Origin of the sequence: Mycobacterium sp. (assembly GCF_002863225.1) — a bacterium.
Lineage (GTDB): Bacteria > Actinomycetota > Actinomycetes > Mycobacteriales > Mycobacteriaceae > Mycobacterium.
Genome location: NZ_PKEK01000067.1, coordinates 1 through 20441, shown reverse-complemented (window position 1 = coordinate 20441; position 20441 = coordinate 1). Strand labels below are relative to the sequence as shown.

Here is a 20441-nt window from a genome sequence, read left to right as displayed (position 1 = left end):
GGCGACGGCTCAGCTGCCGCGGACGTCCTTCGGGGCGCCGAGCAACATCCGCAGGGTTCGCCGGCAGCGGCCACATTCGGCTCCCGCCCCGCAGGCCGCCGCAATTTGATTGGTCGTCGATGCGCCGCCGGCGATGGCGTCGGCCACCGCCTGGCTGGTGATCCCGTTACACAAACAGACGAACATCGTGCGGCCTGCTACTCGTCGATCCGCATCATGTCGGAGAACTTGCCGACGAACACCGGCGGATACGCACCGACGCCGGCCCCGTCGATCCACGGGGCAGCGGTATCGGGATGGGCGATCCATTCGCGGGCACGGTCCTCGTCGTCGAGTTCCTGCAGGATCATCACTTCATGACTGTCGTCGAAGGCCTGGAAGAGCCGGGTCTCCCGGATGCCGGCTTGCTCGAATCGCGGTAAGGCACCGCGTATTTCGTGAGTCAGGACCGGCACGTTGTCCACCGATGAGATCGCGGCGACCACCACGCCGGGCGCGGCATTAGCGGCACGCGCCCCCGCCCCGAACCGTTCCACGATTTCGCCGGCGAAGACCGCCGGAATGTCGTCGACGCCGACCGCGTCGAACCAGTCGAAGAACACGCGTGAGCGCAGCAACTCCACGATCGGCTCCCGGCTGCGCACGCCGATCGTCACCAGTACGCGGCCGTGGTCGTGTGTCGAGGTGTAGAGCAGCACATGGTGCGCTCCGATGTCGGCGAGGGCTGACCGACTTCGGGTGAGCAGCGGCCACACCTGCTCCGGATCGGGCACCCGATAGTCGGACGCGATCACCAACGAATGCGAACGCGGGTCGAGTGCGCTCACCGAAGCTGGTCCTTCATCACCTTTCCGGTGGCGTTCAGCGGCAGGCTGTCGAGAAACTGAATGTATCGCGGCGCCTTGAACCCGGCCATCCGCTCACGACACCACGCCACCAGATCCTGTTCGGAAACAGCAGTTTTCGGACTTCCCGCTGGCACCACAAAGGCCTTTCCCACCTGGCCGAGCCGCTCGTCGGGCACACCGACCACGGCGACCTGGGCAACGGCCGGGTGCTCCAGCATGAACCCCTCGATCTCAGCCGGGTACGCATTGAACCCGCCGACGATGAACATGTCCTTTTTACGCCCGTCGATCTTCAACCGGCCGGACTTGTCGAAATTACCCAGATCTCCGGTGTGCAGCCACCCGTCGCCGTCGATGGCCAGGGCAGTAGCCTCCGGATCGTCGAGGTAGCCCTGCATGACGCCGTAGCCGCGCACCAGCACTTCGCCGTCCCCGGCGATGCGCACTTCGACGTCCTCGCAGGGCAGACCCGCGGTGGTGGCCACGTCCTCGAAGGAGTCGCCGGGTCGCGACAAGGTGACGTTGCCGGCTTCGGTGAGCCCGTAGCCGGTCATCAACGTCTGGAACGGCAGTTCGTCGTGGATGCGGCGAACCAACTCGACCGGGATGTCGGCGGCACCCGTCACACCGGCCCGCAGCGTCGACAGTTTGGTTTTGTCCGCGACCGTCAGCAGCGAGTGATACAGGGTCGGCGGCCCTGGCAACATCGAGATTCGTTCACGTTCAATGAGATCTACCACGGTGTCGACGTCGAACACAGCCATCGGCAGCATCGTCGCGCCGCGCAGGAATGAGGCGACCAATCCCGCTTTCAGACCGAACGTGTGAAAGTACGGGTTGATCATCAGATACCGGTCACCCGTGCGCAGGTCGGCGAGCGTCGCCCATTCCTCGTACATCCGCAGCGTCTGGCGGTGGTTCATCATCGCGCCCTTGGGACGGCCGGTGGTTCCCGAGGTGAAGATGATGTCGGAGACGTCGGCGCCGTCCACCGAACGCGCGAACGGCGAGCCGCTGGAGAGGAACTCGGACTTCAGGTCGATAACCGGGATGCCCGCCGGGGCGGTGAAGTCCTGGCCGAGGAATCCCTGTTGCACCAGCACGGCTTTGGCGCGGCTTCTGGTGATGATGTCACCGGCCTCGTCGGGCTTGAACCGGGTGTTCACCGGCACCAGCACGCCACCGGCCGTGAGCACACCGAACGCGGCAACGATCCATTCGGCGCAGTTGGGGGCCCAGACCGCGACCCGATCGCCCTTGGCGATCCCGAGCTCGGCGAAAGCGCCTGCGGCGCAACGAATTCGATCGACGAGCTCAGTGAAAGTCAAGCGCAGCGGACCGTCGACAACAGCTTCGGTGTCGCCGAAGCGGTCCGCCGCGCTGGCGACCATCTCGGGGATGGTCTGCCACGTCAGATTGTCCAGCGGTTGCTACACCGTGACGAGACGAGACAGGTTTCCGCCCATGATCTTCGCCTGGTCGTCGGCAGACAGGTGCGACAGCGCGTTGACGTAGAACGTCGGCTCCGCCAGGCCTTCGGGATGCGGCCAGTCCGAGCCGTAGAGCACCTGATCCACCCCGACGAGGTTGACCAGGTCGTCGATGCCGTCCTCGAAGAACGGGCTGACGTGGATCCGGTTCTTGACCATCTCGACGGGATCACTCGGGAACGCCTCCGGGGCCTTGCGGAACACCTCCGCCAGACCGTCCAGAAGCGGGGTCATCCACTTCGAGCCGGCTTCGACGATCGCGACCTTCAGCTTCGGGTGGCGGTAGAGCGCGCCGTGGATCACCCACGAGCCCACCGAGTCCTGGATCGGCCGCCACTCGTTGAGGATGCCCATCGCGTTGGTTTGGAACGGCAGCATCTCTGCGCTGGCCCCATCCCACTCCGAGGTGTAGCGCGAGTAGCCACTGTCGCTGGAGTGCATGCCGACCAGCACGTCGTGATCGACGACCCGCTCCCAGAACGGATCGAACTCGGGAAGCGCGAACGACCGCGGGCCACGGAAGCCGGGAACCGGCGCCGGGCGGATCAGGACGCATCGGGCACCACGCTTGACCGCCCACTCCAACTCCTCGATCGCCTTCTCCACGATCGGCAGGGTGATGACCGGGGTGGTGAAGATGCGGTTCTGGTAGTTGAAGCCCCAGACGTCGTCGAGCCATTCGTTCAGCGCGTGAACCAGCACATGGATGGCGACCGGGTCGTCCGACAGCCGCTCCTCGAGAAGGCTGGCCAGCGTCGGGAACATCAGGGTGCGGTCCAAGCCCAGCTCGTCCATCTTCTCCAGGCGTGGGCCGGGCTCGAAGAAAGCCGGGATCGCGCGCATCGGCTCACCGAACAGTTCGCGCTTGCTCTTGCCGTCCGGGTTGCCGTACTTGAAATATTCCTCCCACGCCCCCGGCTTGGCGACGACCTCGAAGGTCGGGTTGGGAATGTAATTGCTGATCTGGCCGCGGATGGCGATCTTCGTCCGCCCGTTGATCTGCGGGTACTGGACGTAGTCCTTGTACTCCTTGGGCAGGAACTTGGTCAGCGCCTCCGGCGGCTCGTAGAGATGGTTGTCCGCGTCAAAGATTGGAAACGGGACGTCCTCACGATGCGACAGCTGCCCCATGAAATCCTCCTTCACATTTTGTGAGAATGATATTCTCACAGCGCAGATACCGCAATGCCCTCACCCCCCGACCTGGCGCCGGGCGTAGAGGTCACGCAGCAGTGCGACCTCGGCGCCATGGTGAATCACCTCGCGGTGAATGTGCAGCACCAAGGTGGCCATCGGCTTGTCCGCATAGGGCCCCTCGGCAGGCCCGCAGGGCGCCGCCAGCGCCGCACCGTCCAGTGCGGCGACCCCGGCCGTCCAGCGCGCATACCCGTCGTCGAGTTGCTGCAACGCCGCAGCGGCGGTCGCGGCATCCGGGAACGACCCGTAGTCCATCGGCGGCCCGCCGAAGTGCGAGGCGGTGCGCATCCCGAACACCCCGACGATCAGGTGGCCCAGCCGCCAGGCGATCGTCGTCACCGGCGCGGGCTCGGGCTGAGGAAACGCGAAGTCGATCACCGTGTCGCCGCCGCCGGCCGCCTGGGGGGTGCGCTGTTGCCCCCGCGGACGCACACCCCAGCAGTCCGCGACCGGTTCCCAGTGGTATTCGTCGTCGGTCAGCCCGTCCAGCCTCGGCCGAAGCACCGTGTCCCAGTGAAAGCGAAGCTGGTCGAGCAGTTCGGTGGTCCAATCCATGGCGGCCACGTTACGACTGGCCGCAGACACCGGCCCGGGGGCTTTTGGCGAATTGGCTCGAGCCCCCGACCTGCACCGGCTAGGGTCATGACAAGAGCAACGGTGACGCTGTTCTCCTTTCCGGAGAATGCCAATATCGCCGCTGGGAGCGGTCGGCCGGAGGTGCGCATGACAACCATCGGTAAAGCCATGCTGGGCGTGGTCCTGGCGGCCGTGGCAGCCGTCGGGACTGCAGCCCCGTCGCCGGCCGACGATCCACCACCGCCACCGGCGCACCAAGTCACCTATGTCATCACCGCGGCGAGCCCGATCTGGGCCGACATCTACTACCTGGACCAGCAACCGCCCAAATACTCCGATTACAGCCACAACCCGTACCAGTACACGCCGAACGTCCAGGCCGACATCGGACCGGGACACCCGTGGACCTCGCCTCAGGTGATGCTCTCCGACCCTTACAACTACGCGATGGTCGTCGTCAGCACCGGCACGGAGCCGGGCACGCCGATGTTCCACTGCGCGCTGGTGGTGGACGGAAAAGTCGTCAAGTCCAACGACGGGGCAAAAGGCACGCTCTGCTCGCTCCGTAGCTGGTGAACGGGCTAGATCTGAGGGTCGCCCTCGAGATGGCGGAGATAGGCCTCGACGATCTCGACGGTCTCCCGGTGGCCGGCGGACATGTCGAGAGCCTGCTCGATGACCAGGACCCGGGACACGCTGGTCATCAGCACCGACCACACCAGCGGCGGGAATTTGGCCGGATCGACCCCGTAGCCCTCGAGAATCGTCGTGAGCGCTTTGCGCTGCTCCTCGCGAAAACGCTCGGCGTAGTAGGCGATCTCCGCCTTCAGCGCTTTGCGGTGGTTGGCCAGCGCGATGAATTCCATCGTGATGGCGGTGGCCGCCGGGTCAGTGCTGAACCGCCACAGCGCCCACAACGGCTGCGGCGCCTGCAGCATCAACGCCTGCACTTCGAGTCCCTCCTCGGCGCGGCGGCGAAACGCCGCGAGGAACAGATCGTCCATGGTGCGGAAGTAGTAGTGCACCAGCTGCGGCTTGAGCGCCGCGCGCTCCGCGATCCGGCGCGAGGTGACTGCCGCATATCCGTCTTCGAGCATCAACTGCTCGGCGGCGTCGAGCAGCACCGTGCGATTTTTCGCGTCCGGTGCCCCGATCCTGCGGGCCGAAGTCATGCCGTGGTTCCACACTCTCGCCGAAAATTTGCCGAACAAGCCGATCGTAGTCGCGGTCCGCGCGCTCGCCTTGACCACGACATTAGCGTCATGCTAAGCAGGTGCTCAGCAAGTTCCGCACATTTGCCGAAGTCAATTCCTGGCGGCAGATCGTCGCAGCATCTAATCGCCCCACACACCACGGGTAAAACAGCCTCGGGAGGCCCGCGTACATGAGCAGCTTCGACTCGATCGACTTCTTCACCGACCAGTCACTGGTTCCCGATCCGCACCCGTACTTCGATTACCTGCGTAGTCAAAATCCAGTGCTGCGACTTCCGCACTACAACGTCGTCGCGGTGACCGGTTGGGAAGAAGCCAACGCGGTCTACAAGGATCCGGAGACGTTCTCCAACATCGTCGCGCTCGGTGGCCCGTTTCCGCCGTTGCCGTTCGAGGTCGCCGGTGACGACCTGCGTCCGCTGATCGACGCGCACCGCAGCCAGTTCCCGATGTTCGAGCACATGGTCACCATGGACCCGCCCGACCACACCCGGGCGCGCTCGATCCTGAGCCGGCTGCTGACGCCGAGCCGGTTGAAGGAGAACGAGGAATTCATGTGGCGGCTGGCCGACCGCCAGCTCGAAGAGTTTCTCGGCAACGGTGAATGCGAGTTCATCGGCGAGTACTCCAAGCCGTTCGCCACTCTGGTGATTGCCGACCTGCTCGGCGTCCCGGAAGAGGATCACAAGGAGTTCCGCCACGTGCTGGGCGCCGACCGCCCGGGGGCACGGGTCGGTGCGCTGGATCACGAGTCGGTCGGTATCAACCCGTTGGAGTGGCTCGACGACAAGTTCTGCTCCTACATCGAGGACCGGCGCAGCTCCCCTCGCGACGACGTACTGACGTCGCTGGCGACGGCGAAGTACCCCGACGGCTCCACGCCCGAGGTGATCGAGGTAAGCCGTTCGGCGACATTCCTTTTCGCCGCCGGACAGGAGACCACCGCCAAGCTGCTCTCGGCGGCCCTGCAGGCTCTCGGCGACCGGCCGGGTGTTCAGCAGCGGCTGCGCGAGGACCGCAGCCTGATTCCCGGGTTCATCGAAGAGTCGTTGCGGATGGAGAGCCCGGTCAAGAGCGACTCCCGGCTCGCGGTCCGCTCGACCACCGTCGCCGGGGTCGACATCCCGGCCGGCACCGTCGTGATGATCCTGCCCGGCGCCGCCAACCGCGACCCCCGGCGCTTCGAGAACCCGCACGAATTCCAGATCGATCGCAAGAACGTCCGCGAGCACATGGCGTTCGCCCGCGGCGTGCACTCCTGCCCGGGCGCACCGCTGGCCCGCGTCGAGGGACGCGTCTCGATCGAGCGCATCCTGGACCGGATGTCCGACATCACCATCAGCGAGACCCAGCATGGACCGGTCGACGAGCGGCGCTACACCTTCGAGCCGACCTACATCCTGCGCGGACTCAGCGACCTGCACCTGACGTTCACGCCGCGGCCCGCGCTGGCGACGGTGTCGTAGGGGTCTTACTCGAATACGTTGCGTGGCAGCGTCATCGGAATATCCAGCGAGCTGAGTAGGCCGGGTGGCGCATCCACCACGAAGGGGACGGCGTTGACCACCCGCATCGCGGTGGATGCCATCGCGGCGTGGCCGGCGCCGTGGCCCCGGGTGGCGCCCATTGTCAACGCGCAGTGGATGTCTGGTTCGCCCTCGATGTCGATCCGGTAGGTGGCATCGGATTCGGAGGTCGGCCAATTCGGGGCGACGTCGCGCGCCATCCGGATGATGTGTTCCACCACGATCGCCTCGCGGCCGCCGACCACGCCAACCGCCCTGGTTCGCACCGCGCCGCACGTTCCGGCCGGAATCGTGCCGAACGCGACGTCGATGTCCCGGTCGGTCAGCTCGCGGTCCAAGCTCCCGCGGATCTCGTCGACCTCGACGCCGAGTCCGTCGGCAATGAGATGAATCGGTGCCTTCCAAGCGATTTCGATGAACCCCGGCGTCTTCAACATCGGCTCGAAGTCCAGTGGGCGGGCGAATCCCATGCCGTTGATCATGATGTCGGCCACCGGATAGTGGTCGTTGAGCGCGATTTCGCTGACGGTGAGCGTGCGAATCGTCTTGGACTGAGTGCTCATCAGCAGCGCGAGCTGATCAGAGGCGAAGCCGGGAAAAATGCCCGATGCATAGAACGACGCACCACCGGCGTGCGCGGCGGCAGCGAGCTGATCACGCCACTCGGTGGCGAAGTAGGACGGCGGATAAAATCAGGCTTGTGGTCGACGTCGACACGACGTTGATGCCCGCCGCGAGGAATCTCAGGTAGTCCGGGACGGCGCCCGCGTCACGTTGCGGGCCGCTGGCGGCGTACACCACGCAATCCGGCTGGAGAGCGATGAGCGCGTCCGCGTCGTTGGTAGCGGCCAACCCCATCTGGTCACCACCGGAGAGTTCGCCGACATCCTTGCCCACCTTTTCGGACGAATGAACCCACACCCCAACAAGTTCCAGGTCCGGTCGACGGCGGATGGCGTCGATCGCGACCGATCCGACACCACCCGTCGACCACACCACGATGCGCGCCACCGCATTCTCCTTCTTCACACTTGTTGGGTGGCAAAGACATTCTTGGGAATGGTCAGCGGCAGGTCGACGGCGCTCAGCAAGCCGGGCGGTGCCTTGACGACATAGGGGACGGCGTTGACGACCCGCATCGCGGTGGCCACCATCGCGCCGGCACCCGAGGTCATCGAACCGATTCCGACCCGTCCGGGATCACGCTGGGTTGCCGCCAGTGTGCAGTCGATGTCGGGATCGCCGGTGATCGCCACGCGATAGGACAAGTCGCCGATTCCCCTCGGCCACTCCGGAGCGACGCTGTGCGCCAGTCGCGTGACGTGTTCGACGATGATCGCTTCGCGACCGTCGACGACACCGATGGCCTTCATACGGATGGCGCCACAGGTCCCCGCTTCGACGGTTCCCATTGCCACCTCGAGGGTTTCGTTGGTCACCGCACGGTCGAAGTCCTCGCGTACTTCTTCGACCTCGACACCGAAAGCATCGCCGATCAACCGGAGTTGGCCGGCCCACTCACCGGCGATGGCACCGGGATAGGAGATCCAGGGCTGGTAGTCCAGCGGCTGACCGAAACCCAGGCCGTTGATCATGATGTCGGGAACGCCGTAGTCGTCGTACAGCCCGATTTCGTAGGAGTGGATCTTCTCGATCGACGACGACTGCGTGGACAGCACCAGCGGCAGGTAGTCGGCCGCGAAACCGGGTTCGATGCCCGAGGCATAGAGCGACGCCTGGCCCTGTTTGGCCGCTGCTGCAAGCTGTTCGCGCCACTCGGCCGGCTCGTATGCGTGCGGGTTCACCAGCCGGGTGGTGCTGGTGGTGACCACGTTGAGGCCCGCTTCGAGCAGTTTCACATAGTCGGGAATCGCCAGCGCGTCACGTTCGGGGCCGCTGGCCGCATAGACCACGCAGTCCGGTTTCAACGCGATCAGCGCATCGGCATCGTTGGTCGCCGTGATGCCGATCGGGTCGCCGTTGGCGAGCTCGCCGGCGTCCTTGCCCACCTTGTCGTCGGAATGCACCCACACCCCGACCAGCTCCAGGTCTGGGCGGTTGGTAATGGTGCGTATCGCGATCGACCCGATCCCCCCGGTCGCCCACACCACTACGCGGTACTTGCCTGCGGTCATCGCTTCCTCCTCGTTGAGGTCAAACCTGTTGTTTTGCAGTATCTTCGATCACGCGACTTTGACCGGCAGCCGGGCCCAACCCCGGACACTGGACGTTCTTGCCCTGCTGGCGTTGGCGTAGTCGACGTCCCAGTCGGTCCACCGCTTGAACACCTCCTCGAACGCGACCCGCGCTTCCAACCGTGCCAGCGAGGAGCCCAGACAGAAGTGCAAGCCCTGGCCGAAACTCAAATGGCCTGCCTTACGGTGGATGTCGTAGCGATCCGGCTCGACGAAGTGCGACTCGTCGCGATTGGCCGAGGCGTTGAGCAAGAGCATGTAGGAGCCTTCGCTCACCGTCTGCCCGTAGAGTTCGGTGTCGCGCGCGACGTACCGCCCCTGCACCGGTGAAGGCGGTTCGTAACGCAACGTCTCCTCGACCGCCGACGGGATCAGGGACGGGTCTGCGGCGAGTTCTCTTCTCTGCTCTGGGTTTTCACCGAGTAGCTGACCCATGAAACCGATCAGCCGCGCGGTGGTCTCACCCCCCGCGCCGGCGATCATCGCGGTGTAGGCGATCACTTCACCGCGGTCCAGCGGCCGCATCGTGCCGTCGGGTTCTTCGACCTGCGCGTTGAGTAGTTCCGTCATCAGGTCGTCGGACGGATGTGTCGATCTCCACTCGATGTAGTCGGCGAACTGCGCGATCGACTCCTCGAGGGTCGTCGCGGTGAGCAGTGTGCCGCCGGATTCGACGGTGATGCTCTTGTCGTTGCGCTCACGAATCTGCTGTTGACCTTCCTCGGGGATGCCGAGGAGGTAGCCGATGGTCCGCATGGGCATGATCGCACCGAGGTCGTCGACGAAGTCGAACCCGTCGAGGTCACGGAGTGGATCCAGTGCGCGCGAACACAAATCACGCACGAGTCCTTCGACCGCCAGCATGCGCCGGGGAGTGAAGACCCGTGACAACAGCCGACGGTGCAAGTCGTGGAGCGGCGGGTCTTCCCAGAGCAGAATGCCCGGTGGTATGTCGATGCCACTGAACAAGACATCTGCGGTGGTGCCGTGCCCGGAACGGTAGGTCTGCCAGTCGTGCAGTGCCGGCGAGACATCGTCGTAGCGACTCAGCGCGTAGAAGTTGTGCTTGGCGTTGTAGTACAGGGGGGCCTCGGCGCGCATCCGCTTCCACACCGGATAGGGATCGTCGTCGATGGCGTGGTCGAACGGGTCGTAGTACAACTCAGTTGTCGAATTGCTCAAGGTCTGCCTTCTGCTGCTAGCGGGGCTGATTGGGTGTTCCCGGGAAGAGTTGTTCGGTGGGACCCGCCGTCACCCAGCCACCCTGTTTCGTAATGAGGTGCGGCGCAAACACCGAGCCGTACACCAGGTGACCGAGGACGATGACGGCGACGACCGACAGGACCGCCGACTGCACGCGGGTTTTCGCCTTGCTGTCGGCCCATATCTCGATGACGTTGCGACCCTCCGCGTCAGTGCGGCCGAGCAGGTAGGTGAACACCATCATTTCGATGCCCATGGCCAGCGAGTCATACAGCGGGTACTGATGTTTGGTTCCCTCGAAGATCGCCAGCCCGGGGATGACGTAGCCGTAGTAGAAGTTGCCGAAATGAGCACCGGTGATGGCGTTGAACACGAAAGCCCAACAGAAGCCCACCACCAGGCCGACCGTCAGCAGGGTAGTTGGCCTGCGCCAGTGGAACTTTGCGCTGAGCCATCTACCCAGGGCGGCACCGATCAGTGCGGGGAGTACGAAATAGGAGACGTAGCCGATGGGTACCGCCGAGGGCAAGCCGCCCCACGTGACGTTGAGCGGCCACCACGATGGCATTCGCGGCAGACCGGGCGGGAACTGCGCGTACATCGCCCAGTCGTAGGGCGATTCGATCCAGGAGAACGACAGCGCCGAAATGCTCAGCAGCAGCAGCGGATGCAGGCGACGGCGGCGATAGCTCAGATAGATGCCGATGACGATGAACGCGATGCCCGAGGCGTAGGCAAAGTACATCTGTCCCGCCAGCAGCGGCGTGATCTTCGGGGTCATCGACGGCCCCCCTCGCTCGGAGTGCGCCGCGCTTCCGGATCGAAACGGAGAACCAAGCCGAATACCAGAGCAATCAATCCGAACAACGTGCCCAGCATGATGACAGCACCCACGCCCAGAACCTCTCCTTCAAGGAAACGATCCTTTAGATAGTGGCGACTATCCTATAAAGAGTCAACCACCGGGGGCGGTTTGAGTAGTCTGCAACCGTGCCCCAGCGCTCTTCTGCGAAACTGCCGGCCGCGGCCGAGACCCCGGTCTCGGGGTCACGCCGGCCGCGCGGTGCACCGCGGAAACTTCTGCTCGCCGCGGCCCGCGATCTGTTCGCCCGCCAGGACTACCGGAGCACCACAACACGTGAAATCGCCGAAGCCGCAGGCGTTACCGAGCACCTGCTGTTTCGCAATTTCGGCTCCAAAGCGGGACTGTTCCGCGAAGCCCTGGTGCTGCCGTTCACCGAGTTCGTCGACGACTTCGGCAATACCTGGAATTCGGTCGTGCACGAAGAGGCCGACGAGGAGGAACTCACTCATCGCTTCGTCGGCCATCTCTACGACGTCTTCGTCGAACACCAGGGTCTGCTGTTGACACTGATGGCAGCCCAGACGCTGAGCGACGACGAACTCGCCGAGACCGGCATCGCCGACATCAGACGAGCGCTCAACGTGCTGAGCCAGATCGGCGCGGAGGGCATGCGCATCCGTGGCCTGCGCTCCAGCAACCCCGACCTACCGGCCCACTCGACGGTCGCCATGATCGCCGGCATGGCCGCATTGCGTTCCACCTACTTCGGAACCAAACCCCCACCGAGACAAGCCATTGTCGACGAACTGGTTCAGGCGATACTCCACGGATTCCTGCACCGCCAGGACTGACTGCGCAAAGCCGTTGCCACGCAGTGACTCAGGTGTCTGCGCGGGTCCAGAAGGATCTGCCTTGTTGCGCAATGCAGACCAGGAACAGCCCGTCGGGAGCCTGGGCGACGTAGTTGTTGAAAAGGTGGCAGTCGGCGTTCTCTTCTTTGATACCGGCCATCGGCGGCGATCGGAACCACCGTGGCTGATACCGCCGCGGGGAGCCGCAGAACATCAGCCGTCCAGGCTGAGTGGCAGGCACATAGCCGCCGGACACTCCGAATGCGTAGTAGGTCGTGTTGTCACATGGCGCACCGAGCACCATGTTCGGAGCGATGCCCGGAGTGCACGCCGGGTAGTCGCAGACGGTCGGCCCGGCGGCAGCCGTCGGCGGCATCATCACGCCGACTCCGATCAGCGCCGTCACCACCGCCACGATGAAACGCACCAAAATAGTTTGGCATGGGCGGAAAGAAAATTCTCTTATTCGGAGAAGATCGCGATGAGGCGGCAGCGGCGGTTCTCGCGCTTCCTTACGCCATCCAGCCAGCGATTTTGAGGTGATAACGTGATTCTCCGTGGGTAGCCCGGAACGAAGCGTACGTCGCGGTGCGCGTGCGCCCGCGATCGTGTTGGCCCAGTGACGCACTCCGACTCCGATCCGACGACCTCCGAAGCTCCAGACTCGCTCGCGGAAGCAGAAGAAGAGCTCATTCGTGCCGAGAAGCGCGCCGAGGCCGCACGGGCACGCGCCGCCGAATTGCGTCGGGAGGCCGAGGCCGACTCCAGCGAACCACCGATCGAAGACGCTGACGATGACAAGCCGGTTGTCTCGAGATTCAAAGCGTGGCGGCCACATCGGCCGCATCCTCCCAGTCGAAGAGCGGTGGGTATCGGCGCGGCAATCGTGCTGATCTTCGCCTCGTTGGCCGCGAGTGGTTACTTCGTGTGGCAGCACCGCACACTCGTGCAGCAACGGCAGCGGGCTGCGGAGTTCGCTGCGACGGCCCGGGAGCAGGTTGCCGCGCTGATGTCGATCGACCCCGCACACGCGGTGGAGAATCTCCAGCACACCATCGACGACTCGACCGGAGCGCTCAAGAGCCAACTGGAAGCGACGTCGGGCTACATGGCCAAGAACGCCCAGGAAGCGCAGGTTGCCACGAAGGCCACCGTGCAGGATGTCGCGGTCGAGTCGATGACAGACAATTCCGCTGTTCTCCTGGTGGTGGCGAAGTCCGACACCGTCAACCGCGACAAGTCGGTGCGGCCACCGGTCTTTTGGCGCCTGAGCGTCAACGTCGATCGGGACGGCGATCGGCTCAAGTTGTCGAAACTTGAATTCGTCCAATGAGTTCCGAATCGGAGTCACCGCTCGACGAGACTGCGAGCGCGGCTGAGAACCCGGAAGCATCGCTCGACGATGCAGAGACGACCACGGTCGGCGATTCGGAGTCACCGGACGAGAGCGCCAAGGCTCGTACCACCCGCGAACCACGCGTCGAACAACATACTGCGGTCGATCGGGTCGCCTCCAGTCTTCTCGCGCACTGGGGCTCAATCCTGTTGACGGCGACGGTCATTGCCGCGGTGAGCCTGGCGGTGTGCCTGTTCGTCCTGCAGTACCGTCCAGATCGCCAGATCGACGACGCCGCGTCGCGGCGGGCGATCCAAGCCGCCTCGGACGGCGCAGTCGCGGCGCTGTCCTACTCGAGCGAGAGCATGGACAGTGACTTCGCCAGGGCGAGATCGCATCTCACCGGGGACTTCCTCGCTTACTACGACAAATTCACCAAGGAAATCGTCATTCCGACGGTGCAGCAGAAGCACCTCGCGCAAACCGCCTCGGTGGTCCGAGCGGCGGTGTCGGAACTGGGACCGAACTCAGCCGTGGTGCTGGTCTTTCTCAACGAGACCACGACCGGCAAAGACAAGCCCCAACCGCTGATAACTCCGAGCAGCGTGCGAGTGACGCTGTCGAAGGTCCACGGCTCGTGGCTGATCTCCAAATTGGATCCGGTCGGATAAGCGCCGAACCCTTTTGCTCGAACCCGGACCAGCGCGAACATTCCGGTGATATTCTCGGCTGGCGAGAACGCCGCTACCGGTACAGTCACCGCTCCGACCTGATCGGATAGAGCGCGTCGAGGAGTAGACGATGCGACCACTTGGGACACTCACCACAGCAATGCTGTTGGCTGCCAGCGCAGTTGGCTTTTCAGGTCCGGCGACGACGGCGTGGGCCACGACGAAGGAAGACGTCGCGATCAACGGGGTGTACCGCGTTACGTCCATCGGCAACTGGGCCAAGATCAACGACCAGTACAACGGCGAGCCCACCACCATTCAAACCTGGACGCTGAGCTCTACGTGCTCGACCTTCATAAAATGCGACGGTACGGCGACAAGTGACGAGGGCTGGAGCGCCCGCCTATACATGATCGACGGGACATCGTGGTACGTCCGACACGACGTGCCGAACTGGGAGCGCTGCGAAGACGGCACCGCATTCACCGGAAAACAGACTTTCTCGTTCTACCCCGCAGATCCCGACGGCAGCGGCTACCTGAAACTCGGATCGCCGGTGATGGCCGGCCGCAACAAGACGCTAGGCCCCAGCGGCGCCTGCGGGCAGAACCAGTGGCTGTCCATCGACATCCCCATGCGGCTGGACAAGATCGGCTGATCGGATAGTCGGCCGAGCATTCGCTCAGGTCGGGAGCATGTCTCTCCATGTCTTCGGCGTTGCCTTGGTCGCCAGGTCTGACTGCTCAAGAAACTTCCCATCCGCGGTGAGATAGCGACCGTTGCGCGGATCGTATGTCGCGACCGCGACCCGGGGCTCGTGCTCAGACGCGTTGCCGCCGAATGAACTCGGCGCAACTTGCGGCCGGCCGCCGTCGATCACGGCCGGTGGCCTCGGAGGCGCGGCCGGTCGCCGCATGGCGGGTGGCGATGCCGGCACATCGAGTGGAGCAATCGCGGGGAATTCCGAGGCCTGAGTCGACATGTTGGCCGCCGAGGGCGCCGGCGGTGCTGCCGCGCCCAACGTGCCCGGCGGCGGCGGCGCCCCCCGCGGTCCCGGAGGTGTTCCGCGCGGGACCGCTCCCAGCGGCAACGGTGTTCCCTCGATCGGGCCGAAGATTCTCTTGTCGGCGGTGACCCTGTCGTCGGGCGGGATGCCCTGGGCAAGCAGGTTGGGATCCAGCGGGGACGGGCCGAGCACATGCTGTCGCATCGCCAATGGCATGAAAGGCTTGTCGCTGTTGCAGATTTCGACGGTGGGGGCGCGCTTCCCGGGATGTCCCATGCACGGGTAGTTGCGTGCGCCGCGAACGGCGAGCGGCGAATCCTGCGGCAGTTTGCAGTACAACCCATCCGGGGTGTCGATGTCGCTCGTGTCAGCCGGGGATCGCCACTGGCTGGGCGGCAAGAAGCCGACCGTGCAGATCGGCGGGTCGTCGACCGTGAGCGCGAAGTCGCCCCTGGACTGACCGTCGGGCCAGTTCGTGCTGCCCGCCGTTTGCTCGTAGGCAACCGCCGCCGGCAACAGCACCAGCAACTGCTCGATCGACGGGTGGTACGTGATGCCGATCTGCCCGATCGTGGTCAGGTTGGCCAGCAGCAGCGGCAATGTCGGCTTGATCTGCTGGAAGAGCCCGGAAGCCTCGTCGAGCGCTCCGGGACCTTGCTGCAACACAGTGCGAAACTGAGAATCGTCGTTGGCCAACACATCCGAAATCCCGGCAAGGCTGCGCGCCCACTTGCGGATCGAGTCGGTCGTCTGCGCCTGCGAGTTCAGCAGCGGCTGCGCGTCGTTGGTGAGTGCACGCGTGCGCTCCACAATTCTGTTGGAGTCAGCCGAGATTCGCGACGCCGAATCGCTGAGCGAACCCAGATCGTAGCCGGCCCCGTTGAAGGCCTGGAACGACTCGTCGAGCAGTTGGCCGATCTTGTTCTTGGGCAGGCTCTTGACCAGCGAGCTCACCTGGTCGAGCATCGGTCCGACTGCCTGCGGAATCGTGGTGTCGCGCATGGCGATAACTGACCCGTCACGAAGGTACGGCCCCGAATCGGTACGTGGCCGCAGGTCCACATACTGCTCACCCACCGCCGAGACGCTCAGTACCTCGGCCTGCAGGTTCGCCGGAATCTTGGGCGAAGTGCCAAGCGACAGTGTCGCTTTGGCGCCGTGCGCCGTCAACGACACCGAAGTGACCTTGCCGACCTGCACCCCGCGGTAGGTCACGTTGGAGAACCGGTACAGGCCGCCAGTCGCCGGCAGCTCGAGGCTGACTGTAATCCGACCGATTCCGAGCAACGTCGGCGCCTGGATGTAGAAGAGGACCATCGCGATCACGCCGATCATTCCGACGATCGAGAAGATCAGCAGCTGAAGCCGGACGAAGCGTGTCAGCATCTACCTGCTCCCCTCGGTCGCCGGAAGCCCTGGTGGCACTGCAGCATTCGGCGCGCCCGGCCCCGGGGGCGGTCCAGCCGCGGGCCCGGGTGCCGGTCCGAAACCTGGCGGAGTGGCGGCCGGTCCCGGCAGCGGAGCGCTGAACTGGAGGTTCGGCTGACCAGGCCCCGGCGCAGCTGGTGGTCCTGGCAGCGGCGGCGCACCGGGCGGTGGTCCGAAGCCGGCGTGGAACGGATCCCGCGTGTATTGCAAATAGGGCGGATCCCCGGGCCCAGGTATCTGTTGTTCCCCGAGCTGTCCGAAATGGGTTCCGAGGAACAGGCCCCGCTTGAGCCGCGGGATCGAAAGATCCAGTTGGACATGCAGGTTGAAGTAGTCACCCCGGACGGCGCGGTCGACGAAGTTCTGGGTGAAGGGGAACACCGTGAACGCCGCGAGTGCCGTGTCCAGGTCCGGTCCGACGTCGGCCAGCCCCTTCACCGTCGGCTCCAGATTCTTCAGATTCCTGACCAAATCGGCCTGGGTGTCGTTGATCAGCCCGGTGGCGGTGTTACTGAACTTCCGCAGGCCGTCCAGGGCTTCGGTCAGGCGTGGCCGCTCCTTGATCAGCACATCGAGTGCGGGCGGTACCTTGTTCAGCGCCTGGGTGATGACTTCGTGCTGCGCGGCGAAGCTGCCACCGAGCTGGTCCAGCGCCTGGATCGTCGCCACGATTTCGTCACGTTGTTCGTCGAGCGTCCCCACGAAAGTGTCGAAACGATTGATCAAATCGCGAACGGCGCCCCCGCGTCCGGCAAGCGCAGCGCTGAAGTTGTGGATGATCTCGCCGATCTGACCGAGTCCTCCGCCGTTGACGACCAACGCCAGCGACGACAGGGTCTGCTCGGTCGACGGATAGGTCGACGATCGATTCAGCGGAATGGTGGCGCCCGGCCGCAGCCGGCCCACACCGGGCTGTCCAAGGGGTGGGTTGAGTTCCAGGTGCATGGATCCCAGCAGGCTGGTCTGACCGATGCTGGCTTCTGCGTTGGCGGGTATGACAACATCGGGCTTGACCGAGATCTGCACGTTCGCATGCCAGTCTTTGACCGTCATCGGCCCCACGCTGCCGACTACGACGTCGTCGATCATCACCGGCGAATTCGACTCCATCGTAATGACATTCGCCATTTCGACGTGATAGACGTTCGCGTCCGGCCCGCGGCCCACCGCGCCGGGCAGCGGCAGCGAGTTGAGACCGCGGAAGGCGCAACCGGTGCCGGTCAGCATCACGCAACATCCGATGGCGAGCAGCCTCCACAGGGCCGTCCGGGCGGTCACGGTTGCGGACCTTCGGCTGGGAGCAGCATGCCTGGCAGGCTCGGTGCCGGTGGCGGAGCCTCCGGTCGCGACGGCGGTGGCGGCAGCGGCATCGCCGCGCCCGGTATCCGCTGCAGCGGCACCGACGGCGTCGGCCCGGGCACGATCGAGTCCCCGTTCAGACCGGTGTAGGCCGAAATTGCCGGCGGCGTCTCCGGCGGCCCGGGCTTCGGCCCGGCGCCACCGGGTGCCAGGCGCGCTTCGCTGTATTCGACGTTGGCCGGATCGACTGACTTCTGAATGAACGGATCGATGGGGATCGGCAGGCTGTTGAAGTTCAGCACCCGCAGACCCGGACCCAGGAACAGCGAGCACAGCTTGCCCGATTCGGTTGCCGTGACGTTCTCGACCGATTGGACCTGTGCACACCCCGGAATCGGTAGCGGCAGAAGCAAACCGGACTGGGTGGGGTTGGCGAAGTCCATGATTCCGAACCCGCCGACGATGGTTCCGGTATCGGCGTTGTAGTCGTTGAAGAAGTTACTCAGCGCGGTCGGCGCGCCGTGCAGAATGTTTTCCAAAGCCATGTGCTGATCGACAAGAGGCTGAATCGCTTTCCCCAATCGGTCGATCTGTTCACTCGTCTCGTCGCGGGTCCCGGCGATGAAACGCTGCACCTCGCCCACTGCGCTCGACAGGTCCGTCACCGCCGCATCCAGATCGGATTTGCTGTCGTTGACCACGCTGGTGAGCGTGGCCAACCGATTGTTGAACTGCACCATCTGGACGTTGCTGTCGCGCAACGCGCTGACGAAAGTCTGCAGGTTCTCGATGATGTCGACGATGTTGCCGCTGCCATTGGCGATGGTCCGCGCCACCCCGGACAGTTGAGTCAGCGTCTGGCGCAACTTCTCGCCGTTTCCATCGTGAAGCGCGTTGGCGGCGCTGTCGATGAACCGCGATATCGACGGTGTCGACACTTTGGCGTTCGGGCCCAAATCTGTTGCCAACCGCATTAATTGGGTCTTGACCTCGTCCCACTCCACCGGAACGGCGGTGCGCTCGACCGGTATCACCGCGCCGTCAGCCATCACCGGACCGCTGGTCCGATAGGAGGGAGTGAGCTCGACGTACCGGGCAGCCACCAGGTTCTGGGTGACGATGACGGCTTTTGCGTCCGCCGGAATGGGCACGTCGTGATCGACGTGCAAGGTCATCTTGGCCTTTGTGCCTTGCGGCTCAATGGATTTGATGGTGCCGACTTTGACACCCGAGACCCGAACCTCGTCGCCGGGATAGATCGCGGTGGCCGAGGTGAAGTAGGCGGAAATGGTCCTCGGCCCGAAAAAGATCTGCCGGACCACGAAGGCAGCGCCGGCAACGACAAGCCCCACCAGCACGATTGCGGCTATTTTCGTGAGCCTGTTTCGTGGGATACGACGAACCAGAGAGGTCATTGCGATCCCCCGATCCGTCCACCCAGCGTGCAGCCGGGGCACGGCGGAGCGCCGTTGAACGGGAACTGCAGCAACGCCCGCGGTGTCGGTGACGGGAAGCCCGGGCCCTTGGTGGTGTCGAAGGTGCGGAATCCCCACAGGTAGTCCAGGAAGGGCTGGAAGAGTTGCGGGATAAGGAAGTTCGGGACGAACGCCGAGTAGGCGTACATGCTGGAGATGGCCTCGCCCACCGTGATCTGGAATTTCGCCAGGCCGGGTAAGGATTTTTCGAGGTTGTCGCGGTTCTTCTCCAGCACCGAAGTCACCGAATTGATCTTGTGCAGCGCCGGCGCCAGCTTGCTTTCGTTGTCGTGCACCAATCCGGTCAGCTGCTTGGAGACCTGCGAGGTCGCTGCCAGCAGTTGAACGATCTCCTGCCGGCGCGCCGCGAGGACCTGCAGCAGATCGTCGGAGTTCAGAATGAGCTTGTTCACCTGCTGGCTGCGTTCGGACAGGATCCCGGTGACAGCGCTGGCGCTTTTGAACAGGTCGGCCAGGCTTGTGTTGCGGTTGTTGAGGCTCTGCGAAAACCGGCTGACCGCATCGAAAGTGGGCCCCAATTGTGGGGCGATCTGGTTGAGCGTCGCCGACAACGTGTCGAGTGACTGGTTCAGGTTGGCGGTGTTCGTCTGGTCGGCGTAGGCGGTGAAGTCACTGACGGCTTGCGTCAACGAATACGGCGAGGAGGTGCGCGAGATCGGGATGATGTCCAGCGGATGCATGGTCCCGCCCCCTGACGACTCCAGGGTCAGTACCCGCTCACCCAGCAGAGTGCCGGTGCGAATGTGGGCGCTGGTGTCATTGCCGAGCGCGACGTTGCCCTTCATCGTGAACGTGACCAGAGCATCGCCGTTGTGTAGTGCCACATCCGAGACCGTGCCGACTTTGATTCCCGACACCGTTACCGCGTTGCCATTGGCCAGGCCGCCCGCTTCGGAGAACAGTGCCTGGTACCGAACATTGGTCGCCAACGAGACAATCCGGTCGGGCGAGAGACCGACCAGGATGAGCATCGAAATCAGGACAACGCCGATGAATCCGGCTCTGACCAAGCGTGTCCCGCGATATTTCAGCATCAGTGGCCTTCCGGTTCCGGTTCCGGTTCCTCGCACCGCTGCGCATCAGACCTGAACCAGGGCGCGATCACGGTCTTGCCAGACAGATCGGTGCCGCGGATCGTGATCAGACACAAGAAGTACGGGATGGTGGCGCCGAAAACGCGGTCGTGTCCGGAATCCGGTGTAAATAGGGAGCACGGGCGTAGGTTCCGCTTCACGACCTGCAAGTCTGCGAAGAAGGAGTTACGCCCGTGCCTGTTCGAGTATCTGCCACTGACCGTATC

At 64.3% G+C, this 20441-nt stretch carries 20 protein-coding genes and 2 pseudogenes; 6 read left to right on the top strand and 16 right to left on the bottom strand.

Annotated elements, in window-relative coordinates; translation table 11 throughout:
• Window positions 1-9 precede the first annotated feature (9 nt).
• From CYU59_RS21275 to CYU59_RS21255, 5 genes are read right to left on the bottom strand one after another with little or no spacing between them, the layout of a single operon-like run.
• Window positions 10-186: a (2Fe-2S)-binding protein gene (locus CYU59_RS21275; protein ID WP_293002406.1), complete on the bottom strand. Its 177-nt coding sequence runs from the start codon at window positions 184-186 to the stop codon at window positions 10-12.
• 11 nt (window positions 187-197) lie between these two features.
• Complete coding sequence (locus tag CYU59_RS21270; RefSeq protein ID WP_293002404.1) at window positions 198-827, bottom strand: fatty-acid--CoA ligase; 630 nt, start codon at window positions 825-827, stop codon at window positions 198-200.
• Complete coding sequence (locus CYU59_RS21265; protein ID WP_293002402.1) at window positions 824-2239, bottom strand: FadD3 family acyl-CoA ligase; 1416 nt, start codon at window positions 2237-2239, stop codon at window positions 824-826. The genes CYU59_RS21270 and CYU59_RS21265 overlap by 4 nt, the downstream gene beginning before the upstream one ends.
• Before the next feature lie 39 nt (window positions 2240-2278).
• A complete protein-coding gene (locus CYU59_RS21260; RefSeq protein ID WP_293002400.1) occupies window positions 2279-3469 on the bottom strand; it encodes an amidohydrolase family protein in 1191 nt (396 codons plus the stop codon).
• A gap of 60 nt (window positions 3470-3529) precedes the next feature.
• Window positions 3530-4090 carry a DinB family protein gene (locus tag CYU59_RS21255; protein ID WP_293002398.1) on the bottom strand — a complete coding sequence of 187 codons (561 nt, stop codon included), beginning with the start codon at window positions 4088-4090 and terminating at the stop codon, window positions 3530-3532.
• Between the two features lie 168 nt (window positions 4091-4258).
• On the opposite strand from CYU59_RS21255, the gene CYU59_RS21250 reads away from it, so the two are divergent.
• Window positions 4259-4687 carry a hypothetical protein gene (locus tag CYU59_RS21250; protein WP_293002560.1) on the top strand — a complete coding sequence of 143 codons (429 nt, stop codon included), beginning with the start codon at window positions 4259-4261 and terminating at the stop codon, window positions 4685-4687.
• 5 nt (window positions 4688-4692) lie between these two features.
• Here CYU59_RS21250 and CYU59_RS21245 read toward each other — a convergent pair whose 3' ends face one another.
• Window positions 4693-5283 (bottom strand): helix-turn-helix domain-containing protein, encoded by a 591-nt coding sequence (locus CYU59_RS21245; RefSeq protein WP_363115119.1) that lies wholly within the window; start codon window positions 5281-5283, stop codon window positions 4693-4695.
• A 212-nt stretch (window positions 5284-5495) separates the two neighbouring features.
• Here CYU59_RS21245 and CYU59_RS21240 point away from each other — a divergent pair, with 212 nt between their 5' ends.
• Window positions 5496-6791, top strand: a complete 1296-nt coding sequence (locus CYU59_RS21240) for a cytochrome P450 (protein WP_293002396.1) — start codon at window positions 5496-5498, stop codon at window positions 6789-6791.
• Window positions 6792-6796: 5 nt separating this feature from the next.
• Here the strand turns inward: CYU59_RS21240 and CYU59_RS21235 are convergent.
• The 4 genes and pseudogenes from CYU59_RS21235 to CYU59_RS21220 all read right to left on the bottom strand — a co-directional run bounded on the left by CYU59_RS21235 (window position 6797) and on the right by CYU59_RS21220 (window position 11030).
• Window positions 6797-7862 (bottom strand): annotated as a pseudogene (locus CYU59_RS21235) (dihydrodipicolinate reductase).
• Window positions 7863-7876: 14 nt separating this feature from the next.
• Window positions 7877-8986 (bottom strand): dihydrodipicolinate reductase, encoded by a 1110-nt coding sequence (locus CYU59_RS21230; protein ID WP_293002394.1) that lies wholly within the window; start codon window positions 8984-8986, stop codon window positions 7877-7879.
• Window positions 8987-9034: 48 nt separating this feature from the next.
• Window positions 9035-10228, bottom strand: coding sequence for a cytochrome P450 (locus tag CYU59_RS21225; RefSeq protein WP_293002392.1), 1194 nt, complete (start codon window positions 10226-10228; stop codon window positions 9035-9037).
• Window positions 10229-10244: 16 nt separating this feature from the next.
• The gene (locus tag CYU59_RS21220; RefSeq protein ID WP_293002390.1) at window positions 10245-11030 is read right to left on the bottom strand and encodes a spirocyclase AveC family protein; all 786 of its coding nucleotides are present in this window, start codon (window positions 11028-11030) and stop codon (window positions 10245-10247) included.
• Between the two features lie 209 nt (window positions 11031-11239).
• Between CYU59_RS21220 and CYU59_RS21215 the strand changes: the two genes are divergently transcribed.
• Complete coding sequence (locus CYU59_RS21215; protein WP_293002387.1) at window positions 11240-11905, top strand: TetR/AcrR family transcriptional regulator; 666 nt, start codon at window positions 11240-11242, stop codon at window positions 11903-11905.
• A 28-nt stretch (window positions 11906-11933) separates the two neighbouring features.
• Here CYU59_RS21215 and CYU59_RS21210 read toward each other — a convergent pair whose 3' ends face one another.
• Window positions 11934-12284, bottom strand: coding sequence for a hypothetical protein (locus CYU59_RS21210; protein ID WP_293002558.1), 351 nt, complete (start codon window positions 12282-12284; stop codon window positions 11934-11936).
• Window positions 12285-12524: 240 nt separating this feature from the next.
• On the opposite strand from CYU59_RS21210, the gene CYU59_RS21205 reads away from it, so the two are divergent.
• From CYU59_RS21205 to CYU59_RS21195, 3 genes are all read left to right on the top strand, one after another.
• A complete protein-coding gene (locus CYU59_RS21205) occupies window positions 12525-13238 on the top strand; it encodes a hypothetical protein (protein WP_293002385.1) in 714 nt (237 codons plus the stop codon).
• Complete coding sequence (locus CYU59_RS21200; RefSeq protein WP_293002383.1) at window positions 13235-13912, top strand: twin-arginine translocation pathway signal; 678 nt, start codon at window positions 13235-13237, stop codon at window positions 13910-13912. Before CYU59_RS21205 ends, CYU59_RS21200 begins: the two co-directional genes overlap by 4 nt.
• A gap of 130 nt (window positions 13913-14042) precedes the next feature.
• Window positions 14043-14570 (top strand): hypothetical protein, encoded by a 528-nt coding sequence (locus tag CYU59_RS21195; RefSeq protein WP_293002381.1) that lies wholly within the window; start codon window positions 14043-14045, stop codon window positions 14568-14570.
• A gap of 24 nt (window positions 14571-14594) precedes the next feature.
• On the opposite strand, the gene CYU59_RS21190 is transcribed toward CYU59_RS21195, so the two are convergent.
• From CYU59_RS21190 to CYU59_RS21170, 5 genes and pseudogenes are all read right to left on the bottom strand, one after another.
• Window positions 14595-16304: an MlaD family protein gene (locus tag CYU59_RS21190; protein WP_293002379.1), complete on the bottom strand. Its 1710-nt coding sequence runs from the start codon at window positions 16302-16304 to the stop codon at window positions 14595-14597.
• Window positions 16305-17624 (bottom strand): MCE family protein, encoded by a 1320-nt coding sequence (locus CYU59_RS21185; RefSeq protein ID WP_293002377.1) that lies wholly within the window; start codon window positions 17622-17624, stop codon window positions 16305-16307.
• Window positions 17621-19060, bottom strand: coding sequence for an MCE family protein (locus CYU59_RS21180; protein ID WP_293002375.1), 1440 nt, complete (start codon window positions 19058-19060; stop codon window positions 17621-17623). Before CYU59_RS21180 ends, CYU59_RS21185 begins: the two co-directional genes overlap by 4 nt.
• Complete coding sequence (locus CYU59_RS21175; protein WP_293002374.1) at window positions 19057-20175, bottom strand: MCE family protein; 1119 nt, start codon at window positions 20173-20175, stop codon at window positions 19057-19059. Before CYU59_RS21175 ends, CYU59_RS21180 begins: the two co-directional genes overlap by 4 nt.
• Window positions 20175-20441, bottom strand: a pseudogene (locus CYU59_RS21170) (hypothetical protein); the annotation flags it as partial. The gene CYU59_RS21175 and the pseudogene CYU59_RS21170, both read right to left, overlap by 1 nt.